Origin of the sequence: Micromonospora parva, assembly GCF_040649675.1 — a bacterium.
Classification (GTDB): Bacteria; Actinomycetota; Actinomycetes; order Mycobacteriales; family Micromonosporaceae; genus Micromonospora; species Micromonospora parva.
Window position 1 is genome coordinate 316,154 of sequence record NZ_JBEZFX010000004.1, and the last position, 21,223, is coordinate 337,376.

Consider the following 21,223-nt stretch of genomic DNA (forward strand, 5'->3'; position numbering starts at 1 on the left):
CATCCTCGCAAACCGCCCGGTGGGTCAGCAGCGCCGAGCGTTGTGAGAATCCCCGCTGCCCCGGACTCCCCCGGCGCTCACGAACACCGGCAGCGCTCAGGCCAGCTCGAACAGGACGCTCCGGGCCGCCGGGTCGGCGGTGACCAGCCGGACCCGCACGCGTTCGCCGAGCGGCAGTTGGCCGAGGCAGCGGGCGCGTACGGGCGGGGCGTCCAGCGCGACGGTGCCACCGGGCGGGCGGGGCCGGGACTTGCCGTTGGGCGGGGCGTCGACGTCGAGGACGGCCGCGTCGAAGGTTTCGCCGACCCGGTGTTCCAGCACCGCCGCCTCGGCCAGCTCGACGGCGCCACGAGCGGCCGACGAGGCGATCCGGTCGGTGCTCGCCATCGCCTCGGGCAGCCGGGGCAGGGCGGCGCGGGCCCAGTCGGGCACCGGCTGGCCGGTGTGCAGGGCCAGGCAGACCTCGGTGGCGTACCGGTCGGCAAGCCGCCGCAACGGGGCCGTCACGTGGGCGTACGCGGCTGCCACACCGCCGTGTTCCGGCTGCTCCGGCACTTCCCCGTCGAAGGCGGTGTACGCGGCACCGCGCATCAGCTCGGCCGCCTGGTCGATGAACGCCGCGGCGCGCGGCTGGGCCGGGTCCAGAGCGGCGATGACCTGTCCCGGGCCCACGTCGTCGGGCCAGTGCACGCCCAGCGGGGCGGCGGCGGCCCGGAGCCGCTGCACCGCCTCCGGTTTGGGCGCCGGCATGGTCCGCAGCAGGCCGACCCGGCCGGCCAGCATGATGTCGGCGGCGGCCATCCCGGTCAGCAGGGAGATCTGCGCGTTGTGCTCCTCCATCGGCACCGGCGCGCGCAGCACCAGCCGCCAGCCCTCACCATCGGGCTCCAGATCCTGCTCGGGCAGCGGCAGGTTGATGGCGCCGCGCCGCAACCCCCGCGCGGTCAGCAGGTCGCCGATCTCCGGCAGCAGGGCGATCGGGTCGGCCAGCCGTCCGGCCTCGGCCGCCGCCTGCACACCTGGGTAGTCGAGTTTGGCGCGACTGCGGACCAGGGCGCGTTCCACCTCGACGGCCACGGTGGCGCCGTCGGCGTCCAGGTCGATGGTCCAGAGCACCGCGGCCCGGTCGACGTCGGGCAGCAGGCTGGCGGCACCCTCGCTGAGGGTGCGCGGGTGCAGCGGCACGTTCCCGTCGGGCAGGTAGATGGTCTGCCCCCGCCGCCAGGTTTCCGCCTCCAACGCCCCACCAGGGGTGACGTGCGCGGCGACGTCGGCGATCGCGTACCGCACCCGGTAGCCGCCACCCGGGCGGCGGGCGAGGTGCATCGCCTGGTCCAGGTCCCGCGAGGTGGCGGGGTCGACGGTGACGAACGGTATGTCGGTGCGGTCGACGGGCGGCTGCGGCGGTGCCGCAGCCGCCTCGTCGGCCTCACGCTGGGCGTCGGCAGGGAAATCCTCGGGCAGGCCGAGTTCCCGGCGCAACGCGCCGAAGTCGATGCGGGGCGCGAGTACGCGTCGGATGACCACGGGTCAATCCTGACAGTGCCACCGGTGATCCGCTTCCGGTGACCGGCCGGGAATTCCACCTGGCAAGAGGTGGTCCGTGCTCAGCCTGTCGCCTTCCGGGCGGCGGAGCGGGCGCCCTTCGGTGCGGTGGCCCGAGCGGCGACCGGCCGGGCCGGCGACTTGCGGGCGGTCACCTTGCGCGCCGGCGCCTTGGCCGCGACGGTCTTCTTCGCCGGGGCCTTCTTCGCCGCCGCCTTGCGGGCGGTGGTCGACGAGGTGCCGGTCGCCTTCGCGGCCGGGGCCTTCTTGGCCGGGGCCTTGCGCGCGCCGCCGCTGGGGCGGGTGGACGCGGTCTTCTTCGCCGCTGTCGTCTTCTTCGCCGCTGTCTTCTTGGCGGCGGACGCCGTGGTCGCGACCTTGCGCGCCGGGGCCTTCGCCGCGGTGGCGGTCTTACGGGCGGGCGCCTTCGCGGCCGTGGTCTTCTTCGCCGCCGAGGCCGTCGTCTTCTTCGCCGCGCTCGCCGTCTTCTTCGTCGCAGCGGTGGTCTTCTTCGCGGCGGTGGTGGTCTTGCGCGCCGCCGACGCCGGAGCGCGCTTGGCGGTGGCGGTCGTCTTGCGGGTGGCGGCAGCGGTCTTCGCCGGCGCCTTCTTGGCCGCGGCGGTGGTCTTGGTCGTGGTCCGCTTCGCCGGTGCCTTCTTCGCGGGGGCCTTCTTCGCCGCCGTGGTGGTTTTCTTGGCCGGCGCGCGGCCTGCCGCACCGGCCGCCTTGCGGGCCGGTGCCTTCGCGGCACCGGCGGTGGACTTGCGCACGGGGGTGGTCCGGCTCGCCGCCGTGTTCCGCTCCGCCGCGGCGGTCTTCTTCGCGGTGGTGCGTCGGGCGGCCGGGCGCTTGGTGGCCTGCTGTGCTTCGGCCATCGTGGTTCCCTCCTCGGGGGACGTGCTCTCGCGTGCGTCCTCGCGGAGCACGAAATGCCTCGGCGCGAGCCGTCCCGCGCCGCCTATCTGTCGTCCCCGGCCCAACGAGCGTCCTCGGCATCCCACGCCTCGTTCCGCTCCTGCACTCGTTGCAGGGCGTTCTCGGCGTCGGCCGCCGAGTCGTACGGCCCGAGAACGTGCTTCGCCGGACACACGTTGGCGTCCGTCTCGACCCGGTGATGTCGGGTGCACCAGTAGAACTGCCCACCACGTTCGCTGTCGCTCATGGGAATCACTGTGCACCGCGAACCGGCCGGCCGCCACCGGATCGCACAAGTCGCCGACGATCTCCACAGTAGATATGCATCGGCTCTGTCGGGCCGAAACGGCGAAACGCGTGGGACTGGAACACCAGAAGATGCGCAGGTGAGCCGCGCGGTGGCGTCGCCTCTATGATCGCCGGATGGCGATTCCGGACTACATCGTGGGCATGCGCAAGCACGTCGGCCACGACCTGCTCTGGCTGCCGAGCGTCAGCGCGGTGGTCCGCAACGACGCCGGTGAGCTGCTGCTCGGACAGCGCGCCGACGACGGGCGCTGGTCGGTGATCAGTGGTTTCGTCGAGCCGGGCGAGCAGCCGGCCACCGCGCTGGTCCGCGAGGTGCGTGAGGAGACGGGGCTGGACGTGGCGCCGGTGCGGATGTCCAGCGCCGTGTCGCACCCGCACACGTACCCGAACGGGGACCGGTGCGAATACCTCAACCTGGGGTTTCTGTGTCGGCTAATGGCCGGCACCGCCCGGGTCAACGACGACGAGTCGCTGGACGTGCGGTGGTTCCCGTTGGACCGGCTGCCCGAACTGGACAAGCACGCCCTGCTGGTCATCGCGTACGCGCTGCGGGAAAACCAGTTGGCCGGTTACCTGGAGCCGGGCACGACGTGGGACGACGTGCCCGACTGAGGTTCACACCGGGGTCGGCGCGAGGGCGACGGGCACGGCGGGCGCGGACCGGGCCGCCCGAATGGTGTACGCGAGCGCGTACGGCATGCAGGCCAGGTAGAACATCGGCTCCAGCAACAGGCGGTCGGTGATCAGGAAGATCTCCCACGACGTGGGGCGGGGCAGGCCGAAGTTCCAGTCGGTCCAGCAGGCGAAGAGCCACAACGGCGCGGAGATCCGGTCGACGCTGTCCGCTGTCATCGCGTCGGCCGCAACGGTGCCAGGCCCCGGAATGGTCTGGATCACGAAGAGGATCACGGCCAGGTCGGCGGCGACGAGCGCGCCGACGAGGCCCACCGACCAGGCGACGCCGACCCGGCCCCGGGCGGCGAGGCTCGCCGCAGCCCAGAGGGCCAGCGTCAGGCCCGCCGACCAGAGCAGCAGACCGGGTACGAAGCTGCCGAGGACACTGCCGTTGATGACGGACATGAGCCCGAGTGCGGCCACACCGACGGGGAGCACCACGCCGAGCGCGATGCGCAGTGGCCCGTGCAGTGCGGTGTGCCGGGCCGACCGTGCCGTGTACTTCGCCAACAGCACCGCGAAGCCGAGGATCAACATCGACCAGAGCGGCAACTGCACCGCGCTCGACCAGCTCACCAGCATCGACAGCCAGTTGTAGACCTGCGCCATGGCCAGCGCGCTGACGACCACGATCGCGGCGCAGGCGAGGGGGGCCAGGAGCAGGGCGGCGGCGGTACGGCGGGCCCGCTGATGCATCAGGCGGCGGTCGAGGAGCGGGGCACCGGCTCGGCTGACGGCGAGGCTCGCCGCGAAGCCGACCATCGTCGTCCGGCGACCGTTCTCGGCGAGCACGTGCAGCTCGGCGGCCCATTCGCGGCGCAGGTCGTCGCGGACGTCGGCCGGCCAGCGGCGCGCGGCCAGCCCCAGCAGCAGCTCGGCGATCCGACGGGTCAGCATGCCGGCGCTCCGGTGGTTGCTCGCGTGGCGTTCACCCGTTCGCCGCTCGGGTGCCCGGGTTGGGCTTTCGGCTCGACGTGGACGTCCAGCCGGTGGCGCTGCGCGTCGCCCCCAGAGCGGCGGGCGCGAACCGGGCCGCCCGGATGGTGTAGGCGAGCGCGTACGGCATGCAGGCCAGGTAGAGCATGGGCTCCACCAGCACCCGGTTGGTGATCAGGAAGATCTCCCACTGGATCGGCCGGGGCAGGCCGAAGTTCCAGTCCGTCCAGCAGGCGAAGAGCCACAGCGGCGCGGAGATCGGGTCGACGCGTTCCCGTGCCTCGATCACCGGACCGGCGCCGATTCCGCCCGGGTAGGTGTCGACGACGGGGAGGATCACCGCGAGGTCGGCGGCGACGAGCGCGCCGAGGACGCCCACCCACCAGGCGGCGCGGAGGCGACCCCGGGCGGCGAGGCTCGCCGCGGCCCAGAGGGCGAGGGTCAGGCCGGCCAACCAGAGCAACAGACCGGGTACGGCGCCGGCCAGGCTCTCGGGACTGGTGACGCGCACGAACAGGATGACGGCCGCGCCGAGCGGGATGACCACGCCGAGCGCTATGCGCAACGGACTGGCGAGGGCGGTGTACCGGGCCCAGCGGGCAGCGAACACCGCCAACACGACCGCCAGCACGATGACGACAGTCGTCCAGATCGGCTTCTGCGCCCGCTCCGCCCAACCTGCCCGGAACATCAACCAGTTGTAGACCGGGAACATCACCAACGCACCGACGGCCACGATCCCGACGCAGGCGATCGGGGACAGCAGTAACGCGGCGACAGTGCGGCCGGTTCGACCACGCATCAGGGTGCGGTCGACGAGCGGGGCACCGGCACGACTGACGGCGAGGCTCGCCGCGAAGCCGACCATCGTCGTCCAACGACCAGTCTCGGCGAGCACGTGCAGCTCGGCGGCCCATTCGCGGCGCAGGTCGTCGCGGACCTCGGCCGGCCAGCGCCGGGCGGCCAACTCCAGCAGCAGCTCGGCGGCCCGGCGGGTCACCACGCTGGCGCCCCGGTGGGTTCGGTGACGCCCCAGGACGGACGACCGTCGGGGATCGCGGCCCGCAGCTCGGCGAGCGTCCGTCGGGCCTGCGCCACGCCTTCGGCGGTCAGCCGGTAGTAGCGGCGAGCCGGTCGGCCGGCCGTGGCGGGGTCGATCGCCTCCCAGTCGGAGGCCAGCCAGCCGGCCCCCTGCAGCCGGTGCAGCACCGGGTAGAGGGTGCCGCTGGGCAGGCCGGTCAGTCGCATCAGGTCCAGCCCGTAGTGCTGCTCGTCGGGCTCGGCGAGCAGCGCCGCGAGCACCTTCGCGACCGGAATCGTGATCCGCATCCGACCACTGTATCGGAACTCTACATAGGGTGGGAGCACCTTCTCCGCGCGTCGGTCGGGTGGGGCCGCATCGATCGTCGTGGCGTCGCCGCCGCACCGCGCGGTCGGCTGGCGGCGCGGCGGTCACGTAGTCTGGCGGACTTTGCTTCTTCCGAGGAGGTTGACGTGGCCGAGTACCCGCAGGACGTCGTGCAGCGCTTCCACGCCACCCCCGAACAAGTCGACGCCGGCCTGGTCGGCGAGCCGCCCCGGACCTGGGCGTCCATCGTCATCGAGGAGTACGACCCGGCCTGGGCGCAGCGATTCGCCGCCGTCCGCACGTCGATCGTCGAAGCGCTGGGCGACGTGGCCCTCGGTGTGGAACACGTGGGGTCCACGGCGGTGCCGGGGCTGGCGGCCAAACCGATCATCGACGTCGACCTCACCGTCGAGGACACCGCGACGGAGCCTGCCTATCTCCCCGCGCTGGAGCGGCTCGGGTACCGGCTCGTCCTGCGCGAGCCCTGGTGGCACGGGCATCGGATGCTCGTCGGCCCGGCCGAGGACGTCAACCTGCATGTCTGGCCGCAGGGCGCGCCCGAGCCGGTCCGGCACCGGCTCTTCCGCGACTGGCTGCGCTCGCATCCGGACGACCGGGAGCGGTACGCCGAGACCAAGCGCCGCCTCGCGCGCGACACGGCGCACCGGCCCCGCGACTACAGCCTGGCGAAGAACGACGTGATCGACGAGATCTACGCCCGCGTCTTCGCCGCCTGACGACCTCGTGTCGCCGCCGTCCACGCGCAGATCTTGGACAGTTTCCGTTACTAGCCAACGGAAACTGTCCAAGATCGGGCGGTGGGCCGCGGGTGCGGACCGCCAGCCGACGGTCCGGGGTTGATCCCCCAACCGTGACGTTTCAGCGCGGCGGCTGCTGCATGATCCAGGTGGGCACCGGCTCGGACAGGGAGCCCACCACCTCCCAGCCGGCCCGGCGGTACAGCTCGACGTTGCCCGGGTTGCTGGTCTCCAGGATCGCCGGCAGGCCGTCGGCGGCGGCACGAGCCAGCCCGGCCCGCATGACGGCCCGACCCCAACCGCGTCCGGCGCTGTCGGGGTGGGTGCCCAGGACACCGAGATACCAGAACGGGTACGTCGGCAGGGCGTCGTGCACGGTGTCGTCGTAGCCCTGCACCCGGGCCAGCACATCGGCCGGGTAGGGATCTTCCTTCGGCGACCCGGACACGACGGCCGGCACGATGCCCGGCTGCTCGGCCGCCGGCGGCTCCCAGATGGCGGCGGACGCGCCGGCACCGATCGTCCAGATCGACGACCAGTGCACCCGCTTGTCGAAGAGGTTCCCGAAGAAGATGGCGGCGTAGCGCGGGTAGGTCTCCTCGTCCGGGAACAGGAACCGCAGCACGGGGTCCTTGACGAACGCGGCGACCAGCGAACCGACCACCGCGTCGCGGTCGGCTGGGGTGGCGATGGTGATCTCGGGCGTTGTCACAGCAGTCGACACTAGCCGGAAATGCGCCTTGACCCTGACACGGTGGCGGGCCGAAGACTGCCGCCATGAACCTCGATGACTACCGAAACCACTCCCCCTACAGCGCTCCCGGCCGGCACGGCGGGCTCCTCGACGCCGTGGCGACCGACATCCCCACCGTGGCGGCGACCGTCCGCAACGTGATCGTCCACTACCGGGCCGGCGGCGTGGAGCTGCCCGACGACCGGCTGGAGGAGGTGAACCACCGTTGGATGGACCGCATCCTCGACACCGACCAGTCCCGTTTTCCCCTGCCGCTCACGAGCGGGCGCCCGGCAGCCGAACGGGTGGCCGGCTGCTGCCGGGACCACACACTGCTGTCGGTCGCGATCCTGCGCCAGCACGGCATTCCCAGCCGCAGCCGGGTCGGCTTCGCCTCCTACTTCACGCCCGGCTGGCATCACGATCACGTCCTGGTCGAGTACTGGAACGGCCACCGCTGGGTCTGGGCGGACCCGGAGCTCGACCCGGCTGGCGACTGGCGGTTCGACGGCTACGACATCGATCCGGGGGCGGGTCTCTTCGATTCGGCGGCGCGGGTGTGGTCGGCGTACCGGGCGGGGGCGACCGATCCCGACGTCTACGGCGTGGCTCCCGACCTGCCGGTCCACGGCGCCTGGTTCATTTACAACTACGTCATGCACGAGCTGGCCCATCGGCAGAAGGATGAGCTGCTGCTGTGGGACAGCTTCGGCGCGATGACCGACGACCTCGCCGACGCCGACCTCACGCTCGCCGACGAGATCGCCGCGCTGCTGCTCCAGGCGGACGACGGCGACGAGGCCGCGGAGAAGGCGCTGGCCGACCGGTACGCCACCGACAGCCGGCTGCGTCCCGGCGCTCGGGTGCGCAGCTTCTCGCCGGTCTCCGGCACGGTGAGCACCGTCGAGCTGCGCGTCAGCCGAAGGTGAAGGCGTACGCCTCGGCCCCGGGCTCGCCGAACGTGATCTCCAGGGTCCGTTCGCGGATCGCGTCGTCCTGGCGGACGAGCTGGTAGAGGCGGCCGTCCTGGAGGACGCCGTTGCCGTCGGCGTCGACGTCGACGCCGTGCGACGGGCCGGGAGCAGCGCCGTCGAGCAGCACCCGGAACGGGATCGACCGTCCCGCCCCGGGGGCGAGCACGAGATGCGCGTCGCGGGAGTGGAACCGGACGGCGACGCCGCCGCCGGCCCGGTCGAGCACGACGTTCTCCGAACCGATCGTCCACTCCCCCGCCAGGGCCCACTGATTGAGGTCGAGGCTCTGCGGCACCTGGTATTCGCGGCGTTCGTCCAGCGCCGGCTCGTTCGGCGACGCGAAGTGTTCACCGCGACTGAAACCGAGGTACGTCTCGGGCGTGCGCAGGTTGGCCCAGTCGGCCTCCGCCTCCGGGCCGACCCCCTCGACGGGTACGGGTGCGCGCTCGATGCCGAGCAGTTGTTGGAGCACCCGCTCGGACTGCTCGTAGCGTCCCTCGCCGAAGTGGTCGTCGCGGATGACGCCGTCGGTGTCCACGAAGTAGAGCGCCGGCCAGTAGTGGTTGCCGAAGGCACGCCAGATCACGTAGTCGTTGTCGACCGCCACCGGGTAGTCGATGGACCGGGCAGCGACCGCCCGCCGCACCCAGTCGACGTCGTGCTCGAAGCCGAACTCGGGCGTGTGCACCCCGACGACGACAAGCCCGTCGTCGCGGTAGGCGTGCGACCAGGCGCGCACGTACGGCTCCTGGCGCAGCCAGTTGATGCAGGTCAGCGTCCAGAAGTTGACCAGGACGACGCGTCCGCGCAGGTCGGCGGGGCCGAGTGGCTCGGAGTTGAGCCACTCGGCCGCCCCGTTGAGCGGGGGCAGGTGCACGGCCATCTAGCGCAGCGACCGGAAGGCGGTGCGAAGCTCTTCGGAGAAGATCTTCGGCTGTTCCCAGGCCGCGAAGTGCCCGCCCACGTCGAGCTTGTTGTAGTAGATGAGGTTGGAGTACGCCTGCTCGGCCCAACTCTGCGGCGCCTCGTACAGCTCGTCGGGGAAGACGCTCACGGCGACCGGGATTTTCACGCCCTTGGCGGCGAAGAACGACAGCTTGTTCTCCGCGTACAGCCGAGCCGAGGAGACCCCGGTGTTCGTCAACCAGTAGAGCGAAATGTTGTCGAGGAGGTCCTCCGGCGTGATGCCTCGGGGCTGCCCGGCGACGGACTCGGAAATGAGCTTCAGGCTGGCGGCGTCATGGTCGAGCATGTAGGTCGCCAAGGCGACGGGCGAGTCAGCCAAACCGGTCAGCGTCTGCGCGCGTCCCATCTCAAGGGCGTAGCTGGAATGCTTCCAGAAGAAGTCCGCCTGCTCACAGGCGCGCCTCTCATCGTCGGAGAGGTTGGACGGGAGCGAGGCGAGGGGATTGTTAGCACCAGTGATACCGGACTGGAGCATCGCATCGATGTCGGGCGGATACACACCCGGCATGTTGGTGTGAATGCCGATCAGTTCCGGAGGTGCCTGCACCCCCATCAGATCCGTGATGAGCGCACCCCAGTCGCCACCCTGCGCCACGAATCGCGTGTAGCCCAGGCGTTTCATCAACTCGATCCAGGCGGTGGCGATGTGTTGCGGGTCCCAGCCGGGCATGCTCGGCTTGCCGGAAAAGCCGTAACCAGGCATCGACGGGATCACCAGATGGAAGGCATCCGAGGCGCTCGCGCCGTGCTCGGTGGGATTGGTGAGCGGGTCGATGATCTTCATCTGTTCGATCACCGAGCCCGGCCACCCGTGCGTGACGATGAGCGGTAGGGCGTCCTCATGCTTCGAACGGATGTGGAGGAAGTGGATGTCGAGGCCGTCGATCTCGGTCATGAACTGTGGTAGGGCGTTCAGCCTCGCCTCGACCTTGCGCCAGTCGTACTCTTTTTCCCAGTAACGCGCGAGGGCCTGCATTGTGGCAAGCTGCACTCCCTGCGACTGGTCGTCCACCGTTTCCTTGTCCGGCCAGCGGGTGGCTTTGATGCGCCTTTTCAGGTCGTCAAGGTCGGCCTGGGGAATGTCGACCGAGAACGGCCGGATCTCCGTGGTGCCCGGACGAGTCTTGGTTTTGACAGCCATGCGTTTTTCCTCTCCGTCTAGGTTTGCGCCTCGCGAGGAGAAAGCATCGGGTGCAGGCTCTGCCCGGACTCAGGTGCCAATGAATGGGCACGCCGCCGCCATATCTCGGAGCCTAGTGTCGGCCGACCGCGATGGTCGGCGAAGTCGACACTTGCTCAACTGCCTTCCGGACGGCGGTCGACACAGCGGACAGCGACCTCATGCGGTCTCGGCCTGGAGGGCGGGGCCGAGGAGGAGTCCGCCGTCGATGACGTACTCCGAGCCCGTGATGAACGACGCGTCCGATGAGGTGAGGAACAGGAGAAGTCGGCTGACATCGGTCGGCTCCCCGAGCCGGGGGATCGCGAACGGCTCGGGTGAGTAGAAGTCGGCGATTGCCGCGACTGCGCCAGCTGCTGGTTCGTGGATGAAGGGGGTCGATATCACGCCGGGGTGGATGGTGTTCACCCGGATGTGGTCGCGGCCGAGCTCGAGTGCCGCCGTTTGGGTGAGGCCTCGCACGGCCCACTTACTGGCGACGTACGGCGCGTAGTGAGCCGTGCCGCCCAGGCCCATTGTCGAGCCGATGGTGACGATGGCTCCCCCTCCCGCCCGGCGCAGCGCGGGGGCCGCGACCTTGATGCCGAGGAAGGTCCCGGTGAGATTGATGTCGAGGATGCGCGACCACGTGGCCTGCTCGGTGTTGTCGATCGTCGCCGGCGGGTTCTGCACGCCGGCGTTGTTGACGAGCACGTTCAGGGCGCCGAAGGCGCTCTCGGCGGCCAGCACAGCGGCGGACCACGAGCTCTCGTCGGTGACGTCGAGGCGGGCGAAACGAGCGCGGGTTCCCAGCTCGTCGGCGAGAGCGGCGCCGCGCTCGGCGTCGATGCCGCCGATCACCACGTTCGCTCCCTCGGCGTGAAAGGCGCGCACGTGGCTCGCGCCCTGGCCGCCGGTTCCACCGGTGACGAGCACGGTCTGGTTGTCGAAGCGGGGCATCAGATGCTCCTTCGGTACGGGGGTGGATGACCGTCGTGGTGATGACCGGGCGGCCAGTGGTGAGCCGGTCGACTCACCGCTGGCCTGACACTAGGCGGACGGCAGAGGCGAGTCAAGCCACTCACCTCGTATGCTCGGCCCATGAGCAGGGCCTTGACCACGTATCACCAGCGCGTCGCCCAGGAGAAGCGGGCGCTGATCGTGACGGCCGCGACCGCGCTGTTTCTCGAGTTGGGCTACGACCGGACGTCGCTGGCGCGGATCGCCGAGCGCTCAGGAGTTTCGCGGGCCACCCTGTTCAAGCAGTTTCCGAGCAAGGCCGCGCTGTTCGACGCCATCGTGACCGAGTCCTGGTCGACGGCCGACGAGGAGGACCCTCCGCCCACGGGCAACGTCGTTGCCGGGCTGAGCATCATCGGCCGCCGTTACGCCGCACTGCTGGGCCGCGCCCAGATGACCGACCTGTTCAGGATCGTCATCGCCGAACTGCCGCGGTTCCCCGAGCTGGCCCATGCGCAGTTCTCGCGCGGGAAGATGCCCTACTTCGAGTCCGTCCGCAGCTACCTCCTGGCTGAGCACGAGGCGGGAACGGTGCGGGTCGAGGACGCCGAACTCGCGGCCACCCAGTTCCTGGGCATGATCTCCAACTACGTCTTCTGGCCGACGCTGCTGGTGCCGGGCTGGGAGGTGAGCGCCGAACGCACCGCCCAGGTGGTCGACGAGGCCGTCCGCACCACCGCCGCCCGATACGCCACGACGTGACCACCGACGTCCGCGCACGGCACCGACGCCCGGCAGGACCGGTCACGGGCGCTCGACGGCTTTTTCGGCGGCGCGACTGACCTGCTCCCAACCCGCCCAGGTGTCCATCCGCTGGCGGGAGATGTCGAACGCCAGGTCGTACACCATGCTGCCGAGCAGGAGTCGCAGCGGCGGGTCGTCGCTGTCGACCAGCCGCAGCAGCGCCTCGGCGGCCAGCCGGGGTTCGCTGTCGATCGAGCCTTCCGCCCACTGGCGTTCCATCTCGGCACGCAGTGGTGCGTAGGCGTCCATCGGAGTGGTGGCGCGCACGCTGGTGTAGAGGTCGGTCCAGTAGCCGCCCGGCTGCACGATGCTGACGGTGACGTCGAAGGCCGCCGCCTCCATCGCCAGCGCCTCACTCATCCCTTCCAGGGCGAACTTGCTCGCGCTGTACAGGCCGGTGCTGGGGAAGCCGCCGAGCGCGGCGATGCTGGAGACCTGCACGATGTGGCCGGACCGCTGGGCGCGCAGGTGTGGCAGCACCGCCTGGCTGACCCAGAGCGCGCCGAAGAGGTTGACCTCGAACTGGGCGCGCGCCTCGGCCTCGGTGAACTCCTCGATCATGCCCATGGACAGGGTGCCGGCGTTGTTGACGACGATGTCGAGCCGACCGAAGTGCTCGACGGCGGTGCCCACGGCCGCGATCACGGCCGCGCGGTCGGTGACGTCGAGGGTCAGGGCCAGCAGCCGGTCGGCGTACTTCTCGTCGAAGTCGCGGTGCGCGATGGTCCGGGCGGCGGCGACCACCCGGTCACCGCGGTCGAGCGCGGCGTCGGCGAAGGCGCGGCCCAGGCCGCGGCTGGCGCCGGTGATGAACCAGGTACGGGGGGCGGCGCCGGAGGGGGTGCGCATGCGAAGCCTCTTTCCTCTTGACGAGACGAAACGAGACGAGACGGTTCGTCTCGTTACGGCTGAAGGCTAGACGCACCCCGACACCACGTCAAGACGAGACGGTCCGTCTCGTCGTTGCTATCGTGGTGCCCCATGACGCCCAACACCGCCCGCCGGCGCGAGACCTCGCGGCGCGCCATCCTCACCGCGGCCTTCGACCTGCTTCAGGAGACGGGGTACGCGAAGCTCAGCATCGAGGGCATCGCCGCGCGGGCCGGCGTCGGCAAACAGACCATCTACCGCTGGTGGCCGTCGAAGGGCGCTGTCATCTTCGACGCCTTCCTCATGCTCAGCGAGGCCACCGAGGGTGGGCCGCCGACGCTGCCGGACACCGGCGACCTGGCGGCGGACCTGACAGTGGTGCTGCGCGCGACGGTCGAGGAGATGAACGACCCCCGCTTCGAGCAACCGATGCGCGCGCTGGCCACCGAGATCGCGCTCGACCCCGAGCTGGCCGCGGCGTACGCCGAACGGTTGGACGGGCCGTTGAAGGAGGCCAAGCGGCAGCGCCTGCGCAGCGCCCAGCAGGCGGGCCAGATCGCCGACGACGTCGACCTCGACGTGGCGGTGGACCTGATCTGGGGGCCGCTGCTCAGTCGCTGGCTGCACCGCAGCGGCCCGCTCACCGCCGAGTACGCCGACCTCGTCGTCAGCACCGCCCTCAACGGATTGCGCCCCCGCCGATCCGACGAGTGACGATCGGTGGGACGACTTTGCGCTGCCGCAGCGTGGTGCGGCAACATCAGGCGCCGTGACGGCACCAGGCACGGCCCCCGACAACGATCTCCCGGCCCGCACGCCCCGGGTGAGTCGGCGGGTCAGACACTGGTTGGCCGGTGCCGGGGTGGCCACCCTGGCCGCCGTCCTCGGCATCACCCTCGCCGTACGCGGCGGCGCCACCCCGGCCTGCGCCGCGCCGCCGACCGGTAACGCCGTCCACAAGGGCAAGGCCAGCTTCTACGACGCGGGCCGCTCGGGTGGCAACTGCTCCTTCCCGGGCCCGCCGGCGGACCGGCTCTACGTGGCTCTCGGCGCAGCCCAGTACTCCGGATCGGCGGCCTGCGGCAGCTACCTGCAGGTGAGTGGTCCGAAGGGCACGGTCCGGGTCATGGTGATGGACCAGTGCGGCGGCTGCGGACCCAGCAAGATCGACCTTTCCACCGAGGCGTTCACCAGGATCGCCGACCGGTCGCAGGGCATCGCGCCCGTCACGTACCGGGCGGTGGTGAACCCTTCGCTCGACGGTGGGCTCACCTTCCGGATGAAGGGCGGCGCTTCGCGGTACTGGTTCGCGGTGCAGGTCGGCAACCACGGCAACCCACTGCGCTCGGTCGAGGCGAAGGGGCCGGGTGGCGGCTTCCGCAAGGCCGTCCGCCAGAGCGACAACCACTGGACCATCGAGGGCGGGATCGGCCCCGGGCCGTACAGCATCAGGGTGACCGACGTGTACGGACGCCAGGCGACCGCGACCACCATCCGGATGGTCACCAAGCAGGTGCAGCGCAGCACGGCCACCCTCGCCAGCGCCTCCCCCACACCCGGCAACTCCCCCGCGGCCCCGCCGACCCCCAGCGCCGCGCCTTCGCCGACAGCGACGGAATCGGCAGCGCCGACGGCGACAGTCGAGGCGCTCGCCGGCGCCGCCGGACTCGACGCCCCTCGCTGCTGACCGACCTGCCGAACACCGTCGTCAATCCTTGCGGGCACGCAGGATCCGCCTCAGCGGAACACCCGCGCGACAATCGTCAGTAGCGCCGCACCGAACACCAGTACGCGGTACACCGCGTACACGATCCAGACGCCGAGCATGCCAACGGCGGTGACGATCAGGGCGGGCCCCACGAAGGCCGCTTCCTCCACCACCCAGCCCCCCGCGATCACCACCGTGACCACGACGCCGAGCAGTACGACAGCGCGTCCCACCCCCTTCGACGCCTGCCACAGGGCTGTCGCGTGGGCCCGAGCGGGCCGGGCGCCCGCCGGGGGCATGGTGGGCGATGCCGGTGCCCGCGCCGCCAATTCGTCGAGTTGCCGGCCCGCGGCGCGGTCCCGTTCGTCGGCGGAACGACGCAGCACCGCCTCCAGCGCGCGCAGGTCGTCCCGGTCACGGAGCAGCCCGGTACGTGGATCACCGAGGAGCAGCAGCGGAACCAGGGGTTCCTCGTCCGTCGAGCGAGCGAGCAGCCACGCATCGCCGAAGCCCTTCAGCTGACCCGGTCGCAACACCGTGACGATCCCGGAGAGCAGGCTGATCCGCGGCGATGCCGGAGCGGAACCGATCACCAGGTCAGCGCCGTCGATCATCGCTTCGGTGTCGATCAGGTCTCGGCAACTCTCGGTGAGACGCCGAACGACTGTGGTGACGATGCCGACCACCACCAGGGACACGACCAGCACGATGGCGCCGAGCAGCTCGTTGCGTTGTGTCGCCACGACGACGAGCACCAGCGCCGGGACGAGGACGACCAGGTACCAGCCGACGAACAGCACGGCCCGGCGTCGGTCCAGCCACCGGTTGAGCCGGGCACGCTCGGGCTGGTCCGGAAAGCGCCGCAGGGGAACCCCGTCGGCCGGCGGGACCAGTTGTCGGCTCAGCTGCTGGAAGCGCTCACCCGCCAGCACCGCCAGGTCCCGCGTGAACTCGTCCTCGTCGTAGGCCACCTCAGCGAGTTCGAACAGCTCGATGGCCGGCCGGCCGTCCACCGGGCTCTTCTCGGGCAGCGGGACACCCAGGCTCACCCCGGCCGCCGGCACCAGGAGCAGGCGCGGGCCCCGCAGCAGGTGCCGGCCGGCGGTCGCGGGTGGGTCGGCGAGCACGACCGCGTCGACCTCGTCCCACCGCAACTGGCGGTTGAGCTTCGATGTCCGCACCGACAAGCCTTGCGGATCGACATCGACGCGGAACGGCAACACCGCGTCCCGCACCAGCCGGCCACCTGTCGCCAGGCCGAACGCCACGGCCGCCGCGCTCAGGAACAGGCCGACCCAGGCGACGTCCAGCATCGCGTACGCGATCCCGACAGCGCCGGTGAGCAACAGCATCCCGAACAGCAGGAGGACGAGACGGTCGAAGTACGGCTGCCGTACCTTCACCAGCTCATCGTTGAGCACGAGGTCAAGCCCTCGCCACGAACGGCGAGGTGAGCTCAGGCCCAGTTGAGGCGGTGGCGCAGGAGCGAACGTTCGGCCGGGTTGGTGGCCAGGGCGAGGGCGCGTTCGTCGGCGGTGCGTGCCTGGGTGGTGTCGCCGAGGTCGCGGAGCAGTTCGGCTCGGGTGGCGTGGAACAGGTGGTAGTCGTTCAGTTCACCGGCCAGGGCGTCGACTTCGGTGAGCGCGATTGACGGCCCGCTGACGTAGCGCAGGGCGATCGCCCGGTGCAGCCGAGTGACAGGTGATGGTGCCAGGCGCAGCAGCATGTCGTAGAGCACCGCGATCTGGGTCCAGTCGGTCTCCTCCCACCGGCCGGCCTCCGCGTGGCAGGCGACGATGGCCGCTTGAAGCTGGTACGGGCCCGGTCTTTTCCGCGCTGCTGCCTGGGCCACCAGCCGGCCAGCGGCGGCGATCGACCGGTGGTCCCAGAGAGCTCGGTCTTGGTGCTGAAGCTGGACGATCTCGTGGTCCCGGTCGAAGCGGGCGCTGGCCCGGGCCCGGTGCAGCCGGATGAGCGCGAGCAGACCCGCGACCTCTGGTTCGGTGGGCATGAGCTGATGCAGCAGGGCTGCGAGGAACTCGGCGTCGTCAGCCAGGTCGCGGGATTGGGCCCGGTCGCCGCCAGTGGACAGGTACCCCTCGTTGAAGAGCAGATAGATCACCGCGAGGACCTCGATGAGCCGCGAGCCGAGATCGTCTTCCGACGGGATCCGGTACGGGATGGCCGCGTCGCTGATCTTCCGTTTGGCGCGGGTGATGCGCTGCCCTACGGTGCTCTCCGGAACGAGAAACGCTCGGGCGATCTGCGCGGTGCTCAGACCGCACACCACCCGAAGGGTGAGGGCGACCTGGGCGGCCCGAGGCAACGCCGGATGGCAGCAGGTGAAGATCAACCGAAGTCGGTCGTCCGGTGGTGGCTCGACCGGCCACGCCACCAGCGCGAGCTTGCGTCGGTGACGCTGGTCGCGGCGGATCTGGTCCAGACCACGGCGGCGGGCCACTGTGTACATCCAGGCAGCTGGCCGCTCAGGAATGCCCTCGACCGGCCAATGGGTCAGCGCGGCCTCGATGGCGTCCTGGACGAGGTCCTCCGCGGCGCTGAAATCACCGACCAGATGCACCAGGGACGCGGCGAGCTGGCCCGCGTGATCGCGGACCACGCGGGCCAGTTCGGCGTGTGTCGGTTTGCTCATCCGGCGATGGGACGGATCTCCACCACCGGGCAGGCCGGCCAGGACCTGGCGATCCGCAGCGCCTCGTCAAGGTCGGCCACCTCGATTTCGGCGTAGCCACTGATGATCTCTTTGCCCTCCACGAACGGACCATCGCAAACCAGCGGCTCGCCTCGGTCCAGCCGCAGCGTGGTGGCGGTGTCCGACGGCATCAGGTAGGCGTGATGAGTGATGGTGTCGTGGTGGTCGGCGAACCACTGCTGCACGCGGGCGTAGGCCCGGTTGCGCTCGGGTTCGTCCATGGCGGCCAGGTCGGCGGCGAACTGTGGTGTGTCGACGAACATCAGCACGTACTTCATCGTTCCTCCAGCAGCGGTCTACGGGACGAGGCGGGTGAAGCGCCTCCACCAACCAGACGACCAGCGAGGGCCCCCATCCGACAACCAGCCGAACCTGTTCCCGGGTACCTGTCAACGACCGGGCGCGGCACTGCGGTGACCACACCCCGTTCCGGCGGCGGTCGACCTCCGGCGTCAGGAACGCTGCGAGAGCGAATCCCGGGCTTCCGCCCTCGTACCCGGCGTAGCATCCGGCGGTGATTTCGGAATCCTTCGATACCCGTGGCGGGCTCACCTACGTGGACCGCCTCGACTTCACCCGGGGCAACCCCCTCAGAGCCGTCCGTCGAATGGCCTGGCCGACGGTGAAGCTGCACGCCGATGACAGCACGCTGACCTTCACCTCGCGTACCGGATCAGACACCCTGGAACACTTCTGGGTGACCGCGCTGGCGCACCGCCCGTTCCACGGGCGGTTCCCGCTGCCGGCGACGGCTGTCTCCTTCGAGGTCGAGGGGCGCGACCAGGTCCTGCTGTTCTGGACTCCGCGCGCGGGCGCGGTAGTGCGGGCACTCGGAAAGCTGGGCTGGGACGCCGAAGACGCCGGTCCCTAGACCCCGTACGTGTCGAGCTGCTGACCGGGCGGGAAAGAGAGAAGGGACACCCTCCGACGCATGTTGACAGCCGTTTCGGGCGAGTGACAGCGTTGTCATCGACTCATTTCCTCCATATGAGACGAGGAGCACATCTTGCTCTATCGGCACTCACCGCACCGCCGTGCGACAGCAGCCGCCGCAGTCGGCATTCTCGTCACGGGGCTGGCGCTCGCCCCGTCCGCGCCGGCCCAGGCCAGCCGCGACAAGGCGAAAGACGGGGCCGTTCGGTCGGGCAACGCACGTTTCGAGGTGCTGTCCCCAACCCTGATCCGCACCGAGTACCAGAAGCACGGCAGGTTCACCGACGCCGCCACCTTCAACGCCATCGGGCGCGACGACTTCCCCCGTACGCGTTTCACCCAGCGCGTCGAGCACGGCTGGCTCACCATCGACACCGGCGCGATGACGCTGCGCTACCAGGTCGGTTCGGGGGCGTTCACCGCCGACAATCTCACCGTGCAGCTCAAGACCGGCAAGCAGCTCGTGCAGGGCCAGCCCTGGGCCGGCCACACCGCGCCGGCCTGCGCGTTCGGCGCGCTCTGCGAGGCCGAGTCGCTACAGCTGAACGGCCCCGGTGTGGCGACCGACCACCAGGGACACACCGGGCGCGGCTTCGCTGCCGGTTTCGCCTCGTCCGGCGACTCGGCCACGTTCGCGCTGGACGCACCGGAGGCCGGGACGAAGCAGCTCACCGTCCGCTACGCCAACAGCACCGGCGGCGACGGCCAGAACGTGGCCCGCACCCTCACCGTTCAGGTCGACGGCGACGCCGGCCGCACGCTGACCCTGCCGCCCACCGCGAACTGGGACACCTGGGCCCTGGCCAGCGTGCCGGTCGACCTCACCGCGGGCCGTCACGAGATCAGCATCGTGCGGGGCCCCAACGACTCCGGCAATGTGAACATCGACAGCCTCGCGGTGGTGAACCCGGATGCGGCGTACCCGGCACCGGCCGCGCCCCAGCCGCAGTCGCTGCGGTTCGGCACCCTGGGCGAGGCCGAGACCGGCGCGCTGACCGGCGGCGCGAGGCCCGCGAACGACCACAACGGCGCTTCCGGTACGGGATTCCTGGCTGGCCTGGAAAGCACCACGTCCGCCGTCGCGCTCACCGTGACGGATGTTCCGGCTGCCGGCGACTACCAGCTGCAGATCCGCTACGCCAACGGCCAGGCCGGTGCCCAGCCGAGCCAGGCGCGCACCATGTCGGTCACCGCCGGGACGGCGGCACCGGTCACGGCGACTCTTGCGCCGACCAGCGGGTGGGACTACTGGAACACCGTTTCCGTGCCGGTCCACCTCGACCGCGGCACCACCACCGTGACCCTGGGCTGCCCCACCGACGCCAGCTGCAACGTCAACGTCGACACCGTCGCCGTGACGAGCAAGGACTCCCCGCTGCTCGCCCCGCACGCGCCGCTCGGCGGCTACCGCCGCGGTCTGGACGGCGTGACCGGTGCCGCGCTCACCGCCCCGGGCCTGCTCTACCAGGACGGCTGGTACCTCCTCGACGACTCGGCCTCGGCCCTGCGCGACACCAAGCCCCGGCCCGCCCCTGAACAGGACGGCTACGTCTTCGCGTACGGGCAGGACTTCACCCGTGGTCTCAAGGACCTGTCGACCCTGACCGGGCCCACGAAGCTGCTGCCCCGGTGGGCGTACGGGGTGTGGTACTCCGAGTACTACGACCGCACCGCCACCGAGTTCCAGGACCTGGTGAACCGGGCCAAGGCCGAGGGTGTGCCGCTGGACGTGCTCGTCCTCGACACCGACGTCAAGGCCCCGGACAAGTGGAACGGCTGGAGCATCGACCCCACCCGCATCCCCGACCCGAAAGCGTTCTTCGCCTGGGCGAAGAAGCAGGGCCTGCACACCGGCATCAACATCCACCCGAGCATCCTCGGCTCGGACCCGAAGTTCGCGCAGGCGCAGGCCACCGCGAAGGGCAAGCTGCAGCGCGTCGGCTGCAACGGCGGCCCCGACTGCTACGCGTTCGACTTTGGCGATCCGGACCAGCTCAAGGCATACATGCAGCTCCACGACGGGATGCTGCCGAAGGGCAGCAAGGGCCCCGACCTGTGGTGGCTGGACTGGTGCTGCGACAACACCAAGTCCTCGCTCGCCGGGGTGACCGGGGACGCCTGGATCAACCAGCAGTACGCCGACAAGACCGGCTTCGCCTTCTCCCGGGCGTACGGCTCGCTGCAGGCCGGCGGTTACGGCAGCCCGACCCCGGTGTCGACCGGACCGTGGGCCGACAAGCGCACCACGCTGCACTTCACCGGCGACACCACCTCCGACTGGTCGACCCTGCAGATGGAGGTCGGCTACACGCCGGGCGAGTCGGCAGCGACCGGGCTGGCCGCTGTCAGCCACGACATCGGTGGGCACACCGCCGGCCTCCAGGAGCCGGGCACCGAGCCGGGCAGCACCAAGCTGCCCGACGACCTCTACGCCCGGTGGGTCCAGTTCGGCACGTTCCAGCCGATCGACCGGCTGCACTCCAACCACAGCGACCGGCTGCCCTGGCAGTACGGTCCGGCGGCCAACGCATCGGCCAAGAAGTTCCTGAACCTGCGCAAGGAACTGCAGCCCTACACCTACGCCGCCGCCAAGGAGGCCACCCGCACGGGCACGCCCATCGTCCGCTCGATGTACCTGGCGTACCCGAATGAGCAGGCCGCGTACGCCACCGCCGGATCGCAGTACCTCTACGGCCCGGACTACCTGGTGGCACCGGTGACGACGCCCGGCACCACCGCCACCACGTCGGTGTGGTTCCCGCCGGGCAACAGCTGGACCGACATCTTCACCGGGAAGACGTACCGGGGCGGCACCACGCAGAACATCACCACCACCCTGGACACCATGCCGGTGTTCAAGAAGCACTGAGACGGCGCTCCTGAGACCGGCCGGGTGGGTTGCCCCACCCGGCCGGTT

General features: G+C 70.5%; 22 protein-coding genes. 8 read left to right on the top strand and 14 right to left on the bottom strand.

Annotation, left to right across the window (positions count from 1 at the left end; all coding sequences use genetic code 11):
• Window positions 1-96: 96 nt before the first annotated feature.
• From AB0C03_RS12660 to AB0C03_RS12670, 3 genes are all read right to left on the bottom strand, one after another.
• Window positions 97-1,527, bottom strand: a complete 1,431-nt coding sequence (locus tag AB0C03_RS12660) for an RNB domain-containing ribonuclease (protein ID WP_210865448.1) — start codon at window positions 1,525-1,527, stop codon at window positions 97-99.
• An 80-nt stretch (window positions 1,528-1,607) separates the two neighbouring features.
• On the bottom strand, window positions 1,608-2,420 hold the full coding sequence (locus AB0C03_RS12665; RefSeq protein ID WP_081883751.1) for a hypothetical protein: 813 nt from the start codon (window positions 2,418-2,420) through the stop codon (window positions 1,608-1,610).
• 83 nt (window positions 2,421-2,503) lie between these two features.
• Complete coding sequence (locus AB0C03_RS12670; protein WP_030330129.1) at window positions 2,504-2,707, bottom strand: hypothetical protein; 204 nt, start codon at window positions 2,705-2,707, stop codon at window positions 2,504-2,506.
• 176 nt (window positions 2,708-2,883) lie between these two features.
• Here AB0C03_RS12670 and AB0C03_RS12675 point away from each other — a divergent pair, with 176 nt between their 5' ends.
• A complete protein-coding gene (locus AB0C03_RS12675; RefSeq protein WP_030330131.1) occupies window positions 2,884-3,381 on the top strand; it encodes an NUDIX hydrolase in 498 nt (165 codons plus the stop codon).
• A 3-nt stretch (window positions 3,382-3,384) separates the two neighbouring features.
• On the opposite strand, the gene AB0C03_RS12680 is transcribed toward AB0C03_RS12675, so the two are convergent.
• From AB0C03_RS12680 to AB0C03_RS12690, 3 genes are read right to left on the bottom strand one after another with little or no spacing between them, the layout of a single operon-like run.
• The gene (locus AB0C03_RS12680; RefSeq protein ID WP_245233570.1) at window positions 3,385-4,341 is read right to left on the bottom strand and encodes a hypothetical protein; all 957 of its coding nucleotides are present in this window, start codon (window positions 4,339-4,341) and stop codon (window positions 3,385-3,387) included.
• A gap of 31 nt (window positions 4,342-4,372) precedes the next feature.
• Entirely contained in the window at window positions 4,373-5,383 is a 1,011-nt protein-coding gene (locus tag AB0C03_RS12685; protein WP_209444513.1) for a hypothetical protein, read from the bottom strand.
• A complete protein-coding gene (locus AB0C03_RS12690) occupies window positions 5,377-5,709 on the bottom strand; it encodes a PadR family transcriptional regulator (protein WP_030330137.1) in 333 nt (110 codons plus the stop codon). The genes AB0C03_RS12685 and AB0C03_RS12690 overlap by 7 nt, the downstream gene beginning before the upstream one ends.
• A 165-nt stretch (window positions 5,710-5,874) precedes the next feature.
• Between AB0C03_RS12690 and AB0C03_RS12695 the strand changes: the two genes are divergently transcribed.
• The gene (locus AB0C03_RS12695) at window positions 5,875-6,465 is read left to right on the top strand and encodes a GrpB family protein (RefSeq protein WP_081883752.1); all 591 of its coding nucleotides are present in this window, start codon (window positions 5,875-5,877) and stop codon (window positions 6,463-6,465) included.
• Between the two features lie 142 nt (window positions 6,466-6,607).
• Here AB0C03_RS12695 and AB0C03_RS12700 read toward each other — a convergent pair whose 3' ends face one another.
• Window positions 6,608-7,198: a GNAT family N-acetyltransferase gene (locus AB0C03_RS12700; RefSeq protein WP_030330141.1), complete on the bottom strand. Its 591-nt coding sequence runs from the start codon at window positions 7,196-7,198 to the stop codon at window positions 6,608-6,610.
• Between the two features lie 65 nt (window positions 7,199-7,263).
• On the opposite strand from AB0C03_RS12700, the gene AB0C03_RS12705 reads away from it, so the two are divergent.
• Complete coding sequence (locus tag AB0C03_RS12705; RefSeq protein WP_030330143.1) at window positions 7,264-8,148, top strand: transglutaminase domain-containing protein; 885 nt, start codon at window positions 7,264-7,266, stop codon at window positions 8,146-8,148.
• Here the strand turns inward: AB0C03_RS12705 and AB0C03_RS12710 are convergent.
• The 3 genes from AB0C03_RS12710 to AB0C03_RS12720 all read right to left on the bottom strand — a co-directional run bounded on the left by AB0C03_RS12710 (window position 8,135) and on the right by AB0C03_RS12720 (window position 11,278).
• Window positions 8,135-9,076: a redoxin domain-containing protein gene (locus AB0C03_RS12710; RefSeq protein WP_051708256.1), complete on the bottom strand. Its 942-nt coding sequence runs from the start codon at window positions 9,074-9,076 to the stop codon at window positions 8,135-8,137. The genes AB0C03_RS12705 and AB0C03_RS12710 overlap by 14 nt on opposite strands.
• Window positions 9,077-10,300 carry an epoxide hydrolase family protein gene (locus AB0C03_RS12715; RefSeq protein WP_030330146.1) on the bottom strand — a complete coding sequence of 408 codons (1,224 nt, stop codon included), beginning with the start codon at window positions 10,298-10,300 and terminating at the stop codon, window positions 9,077-9,079.
• A 198-nt stretch (window positions 10,301-10,498) separates the two neighbouring features.
• Window positions 10,499-11,278, bottom strand: coding sequence for an SDR family oxidoreductase (locus AB0C03_RS12720; RefSeq protein ID WP_030330148.1), 780 nt, complete (start codon window positions 11,276-11,278; stop codon window positions 10,499-10,501).
• A 141-nt stretch (window positions 11,279-11,419) separates the two neighbouring features.
• Here AB0C03_RS12720 and AB0C03_RS12725 point away from each other — a divergent pair, with 141 nt between their 5' ends.
• The gene (locus AB0C03_RS12725) at window positions 11,420-12,040 is read left to right on the top strand and encodes a TetR/AcrR family transcriptional regulator (protein WP_030330150.1); all 621 of its coding nucleotides are present in this window, start codon (window positions 11,420-11,422) and stop codon (window positions 12,038-12,040) included.
• 42 nt (window positions 12,041-12,082) lie between these two features.
• Here the strand turns inward: AB0C03_RS12725 and AB0C03_RS12730 are convergent, their stop codons facing one another.
• Window positions 12,083-12,931, bottom strand: a complete 849-nt coding sequence (locus AB0C03_RS12730; protein WP_030330152.1) for an SDR family oxidoreductase — start codon at window positions 12,929-12,931, stop codon at window positions 12,083-12,085.
• Between the two features lie 132 nt (window positions 12,932-13,063).
• Here AB0C03_RS12730 and AB0C03_RS12735 point away from each other — a divergent pair, with 132 nt between their 5' ends.
• Window positions 13,064-13,666: a TetR/AcrR family transcriptional regulator gene (locus tag AB0C03_RS12735; RefSeq protein ID WP_030330154.1), complete on the top strand. Its 603-nt coding sequence runs from the start codon at window positions 13,064-13,066 to the stop codon at window positions 13,664-13,666.
• A gap of 55 nt (window positions 13,667-13,721) precedes the next feature.
• On the top strand, window positions 13,722-14,639 hold the full coding sequence (locus AB0C03_RS12740; protein WP_030330156.1) for an expansin EXLX1 family cellulose-binding protein: 918 nt from the start codon (window positions 13,722-13,724) through the stop codon (window positions 14,637-14,639).
• Between the two features lie 50 nt (window positions 14,640-14,689).
• Here the strand turns inward: AB0C03_RS12740 and AB0C03_RS12745 are convergent, their stop codons facing one another.
• The 3 genes from AB0C03_RS12745 to AB0C03_RS12755 are packed head-to-tail and all read right to left on the bottom strand — an operon-like array spanning window position 14,690 to window position 17,651.
• A complete protein-coding gene (locus tag AB0C03_RS12745; protein ID WP_156057389.1) occupies window positions 14,690-16,063 on the bottom strand; it encodes a hypothetical protein in 1,374 nt (457 codons plus the stop codon).
• Window positions 16,064-16,116: 53 nt separating this feature from the next.
• On the bottom strand, window positions 16,117-17,313 hold the full coding sequence (locus AB0C03_RS12750) for an RNA polymerase sigma factor (protein WP_030330159.1): 1,197 nt from the start codon (window positions 17,311-17,313) through the stop codon (window positions 16,117-16,119).
• On the bottom strand, window positions 17,310-17,651 hold the full coding sequence (locus AB0C03_RS12755; RefSeq protein ID WP_030330161.1) for a YciI family protein: 342 nt from the start codon (window positions 17,649-17,651) through the stop codon (window positions 17,310-17,312). Before AB0C03_RS12755 ends, AB0C03_RS12750 begins: the two co-directional genes overlap by 4 nt.
• Window positions 17,652-17,887: 236 nt before the next feature.
• On the opposite strand from AB0C03_RS12755, the gene AB0C03_RS12760 reads away from it, so the two are divergent.
• Complete coding sequence (locus AB0C03_RS12760) at window positions 17,888-18,244, top strand: hypothetical protein (RefSeq protein ID WP_156057391.1); 357 nt, start codon at window positions 17,888-17,890, stop codon at window positions 18,242-18,244.
• Between the two features lie 135 nt (window positions 18,245-18,379).
• Window positions 18,380-21,175: a TIM-barrel domain-containing protein gene (locus tag AB0C03_RS12765; RefSeq protein ID WP_357636585.1), complete on the top strand. Its 2,796-nt coding sequence runs from the start codon at window positions 18,380-18,382 to the stop codon at window positions 21,173-21,175.
• The last annotated feature ends 48 nt before the right edge of the window (window positions 21,176-21,223 follow it).

Excerpts from the sequence above, each read along its gene's own strand:
- AB0C03_RS12665 (WP_081883751.1), bottom strand. The coding sequence starts at position 2,420 with ATGGCCGAAGCACAGCAGGCCACCAAGCGCCCGGCCGCCCGACGCACC.
- AB0C03_RS12670 (WP_030330129.1), bottom strand. The coding sequence starts at position 2,707 with ATGAGCGACAGCGAACGTGGTGGGCAGTTCTACTGGTGCACCCGACAT.
- AB0C03_RS12675 (WP_030330131.1), top strand. The coding sequence starts at position 2,884 with ATGGCGATTCCGGACTACATCGTGGGCATGCGCAAGCACGTCGGCCAC.
- AB0C03_RS12680 (WP_245233570.1), bottom strand. The coding sequence starts at position 4,341 with ATGCTGACCCGTCGGATCGCCGAGCTGCTGCTGGGGCTGGCCGCGCGC.
- AB0C03_RS12690 (WP_030330137.1), bottom strand. The coding sequence starts at position 5,709 with ATGCGGATCACGATTCCGGTCGCGAAGGTGCTCGCGGCGCTGCTCGCC.
- AB0C03_RS12705 (WP_030330143.1), top strand. The coding sequence starts at position 7,264 with ATGAACCTCGATGACTACCGAAACCACTCCCCCTACAGCGCTCCCGGC.
- AB0C03_RS12710 (WP_051708256.1), bottom strand. The coding sequence starts at position 9,076 with ATGGCCGTGCACCTGCCCCCGCTCAACGGGGCGGCCGAGTGGCTCAAC.
- AB0C03_RS12715 (WP_030330146.1), bottom strand. The coding sequence starts at position 10,300 with ATGGCTGTCAAAACCAAGACTCGTCCGGGCACCACGGAGATCCGGCCG.
- AB0C03_RS12720 (WP_030330148.1), bottom strand. The coding sequence starts at position 11,278 with ATGCCCCGCTTCGACAACCAGACCGTGCTCGTCACCGGTGGAACCGGC.
- AB0C03_RS12725 (WP_030330150.1), top strand. The coding sequence starts at position 11,420 with ATGAGCAGGGCCTTGACCACGTATCACCAGCGCGTCGCCCAGGAGAAG.
- AB0C03_RS12730 (WP_030330152.1), bottom strand. The coding sequence starts at position 12,931 with ATGCGCACCCCCTCCGGCGCCGCCCCCCGTACCTGGTTCATCACCGGC.
- AB0C03_RS12735 (WP_030330154.1), top strand. The coding sequence starts at position 13,064 with ATGACGCCCAACACCGCCCGCCGGCGCGAGACCTCGCGGCGCGCCATC.
- AB0C03_RS12750 (WP_030330159.1), bottom strand. The coding sequence starts at position 17,313 with ATGAGCAAACCGACACACGCCGAACTGGCCCGCGTGGTCCGCGATCAC.
- AB0C03_RS12755 (WP_030330161.1), bottom strand. The coding sequence starts at position 17,651 with ATGAAGTACGTGCTGATGTTCGTCGACACACCACAGTTCGCCGCCGAC.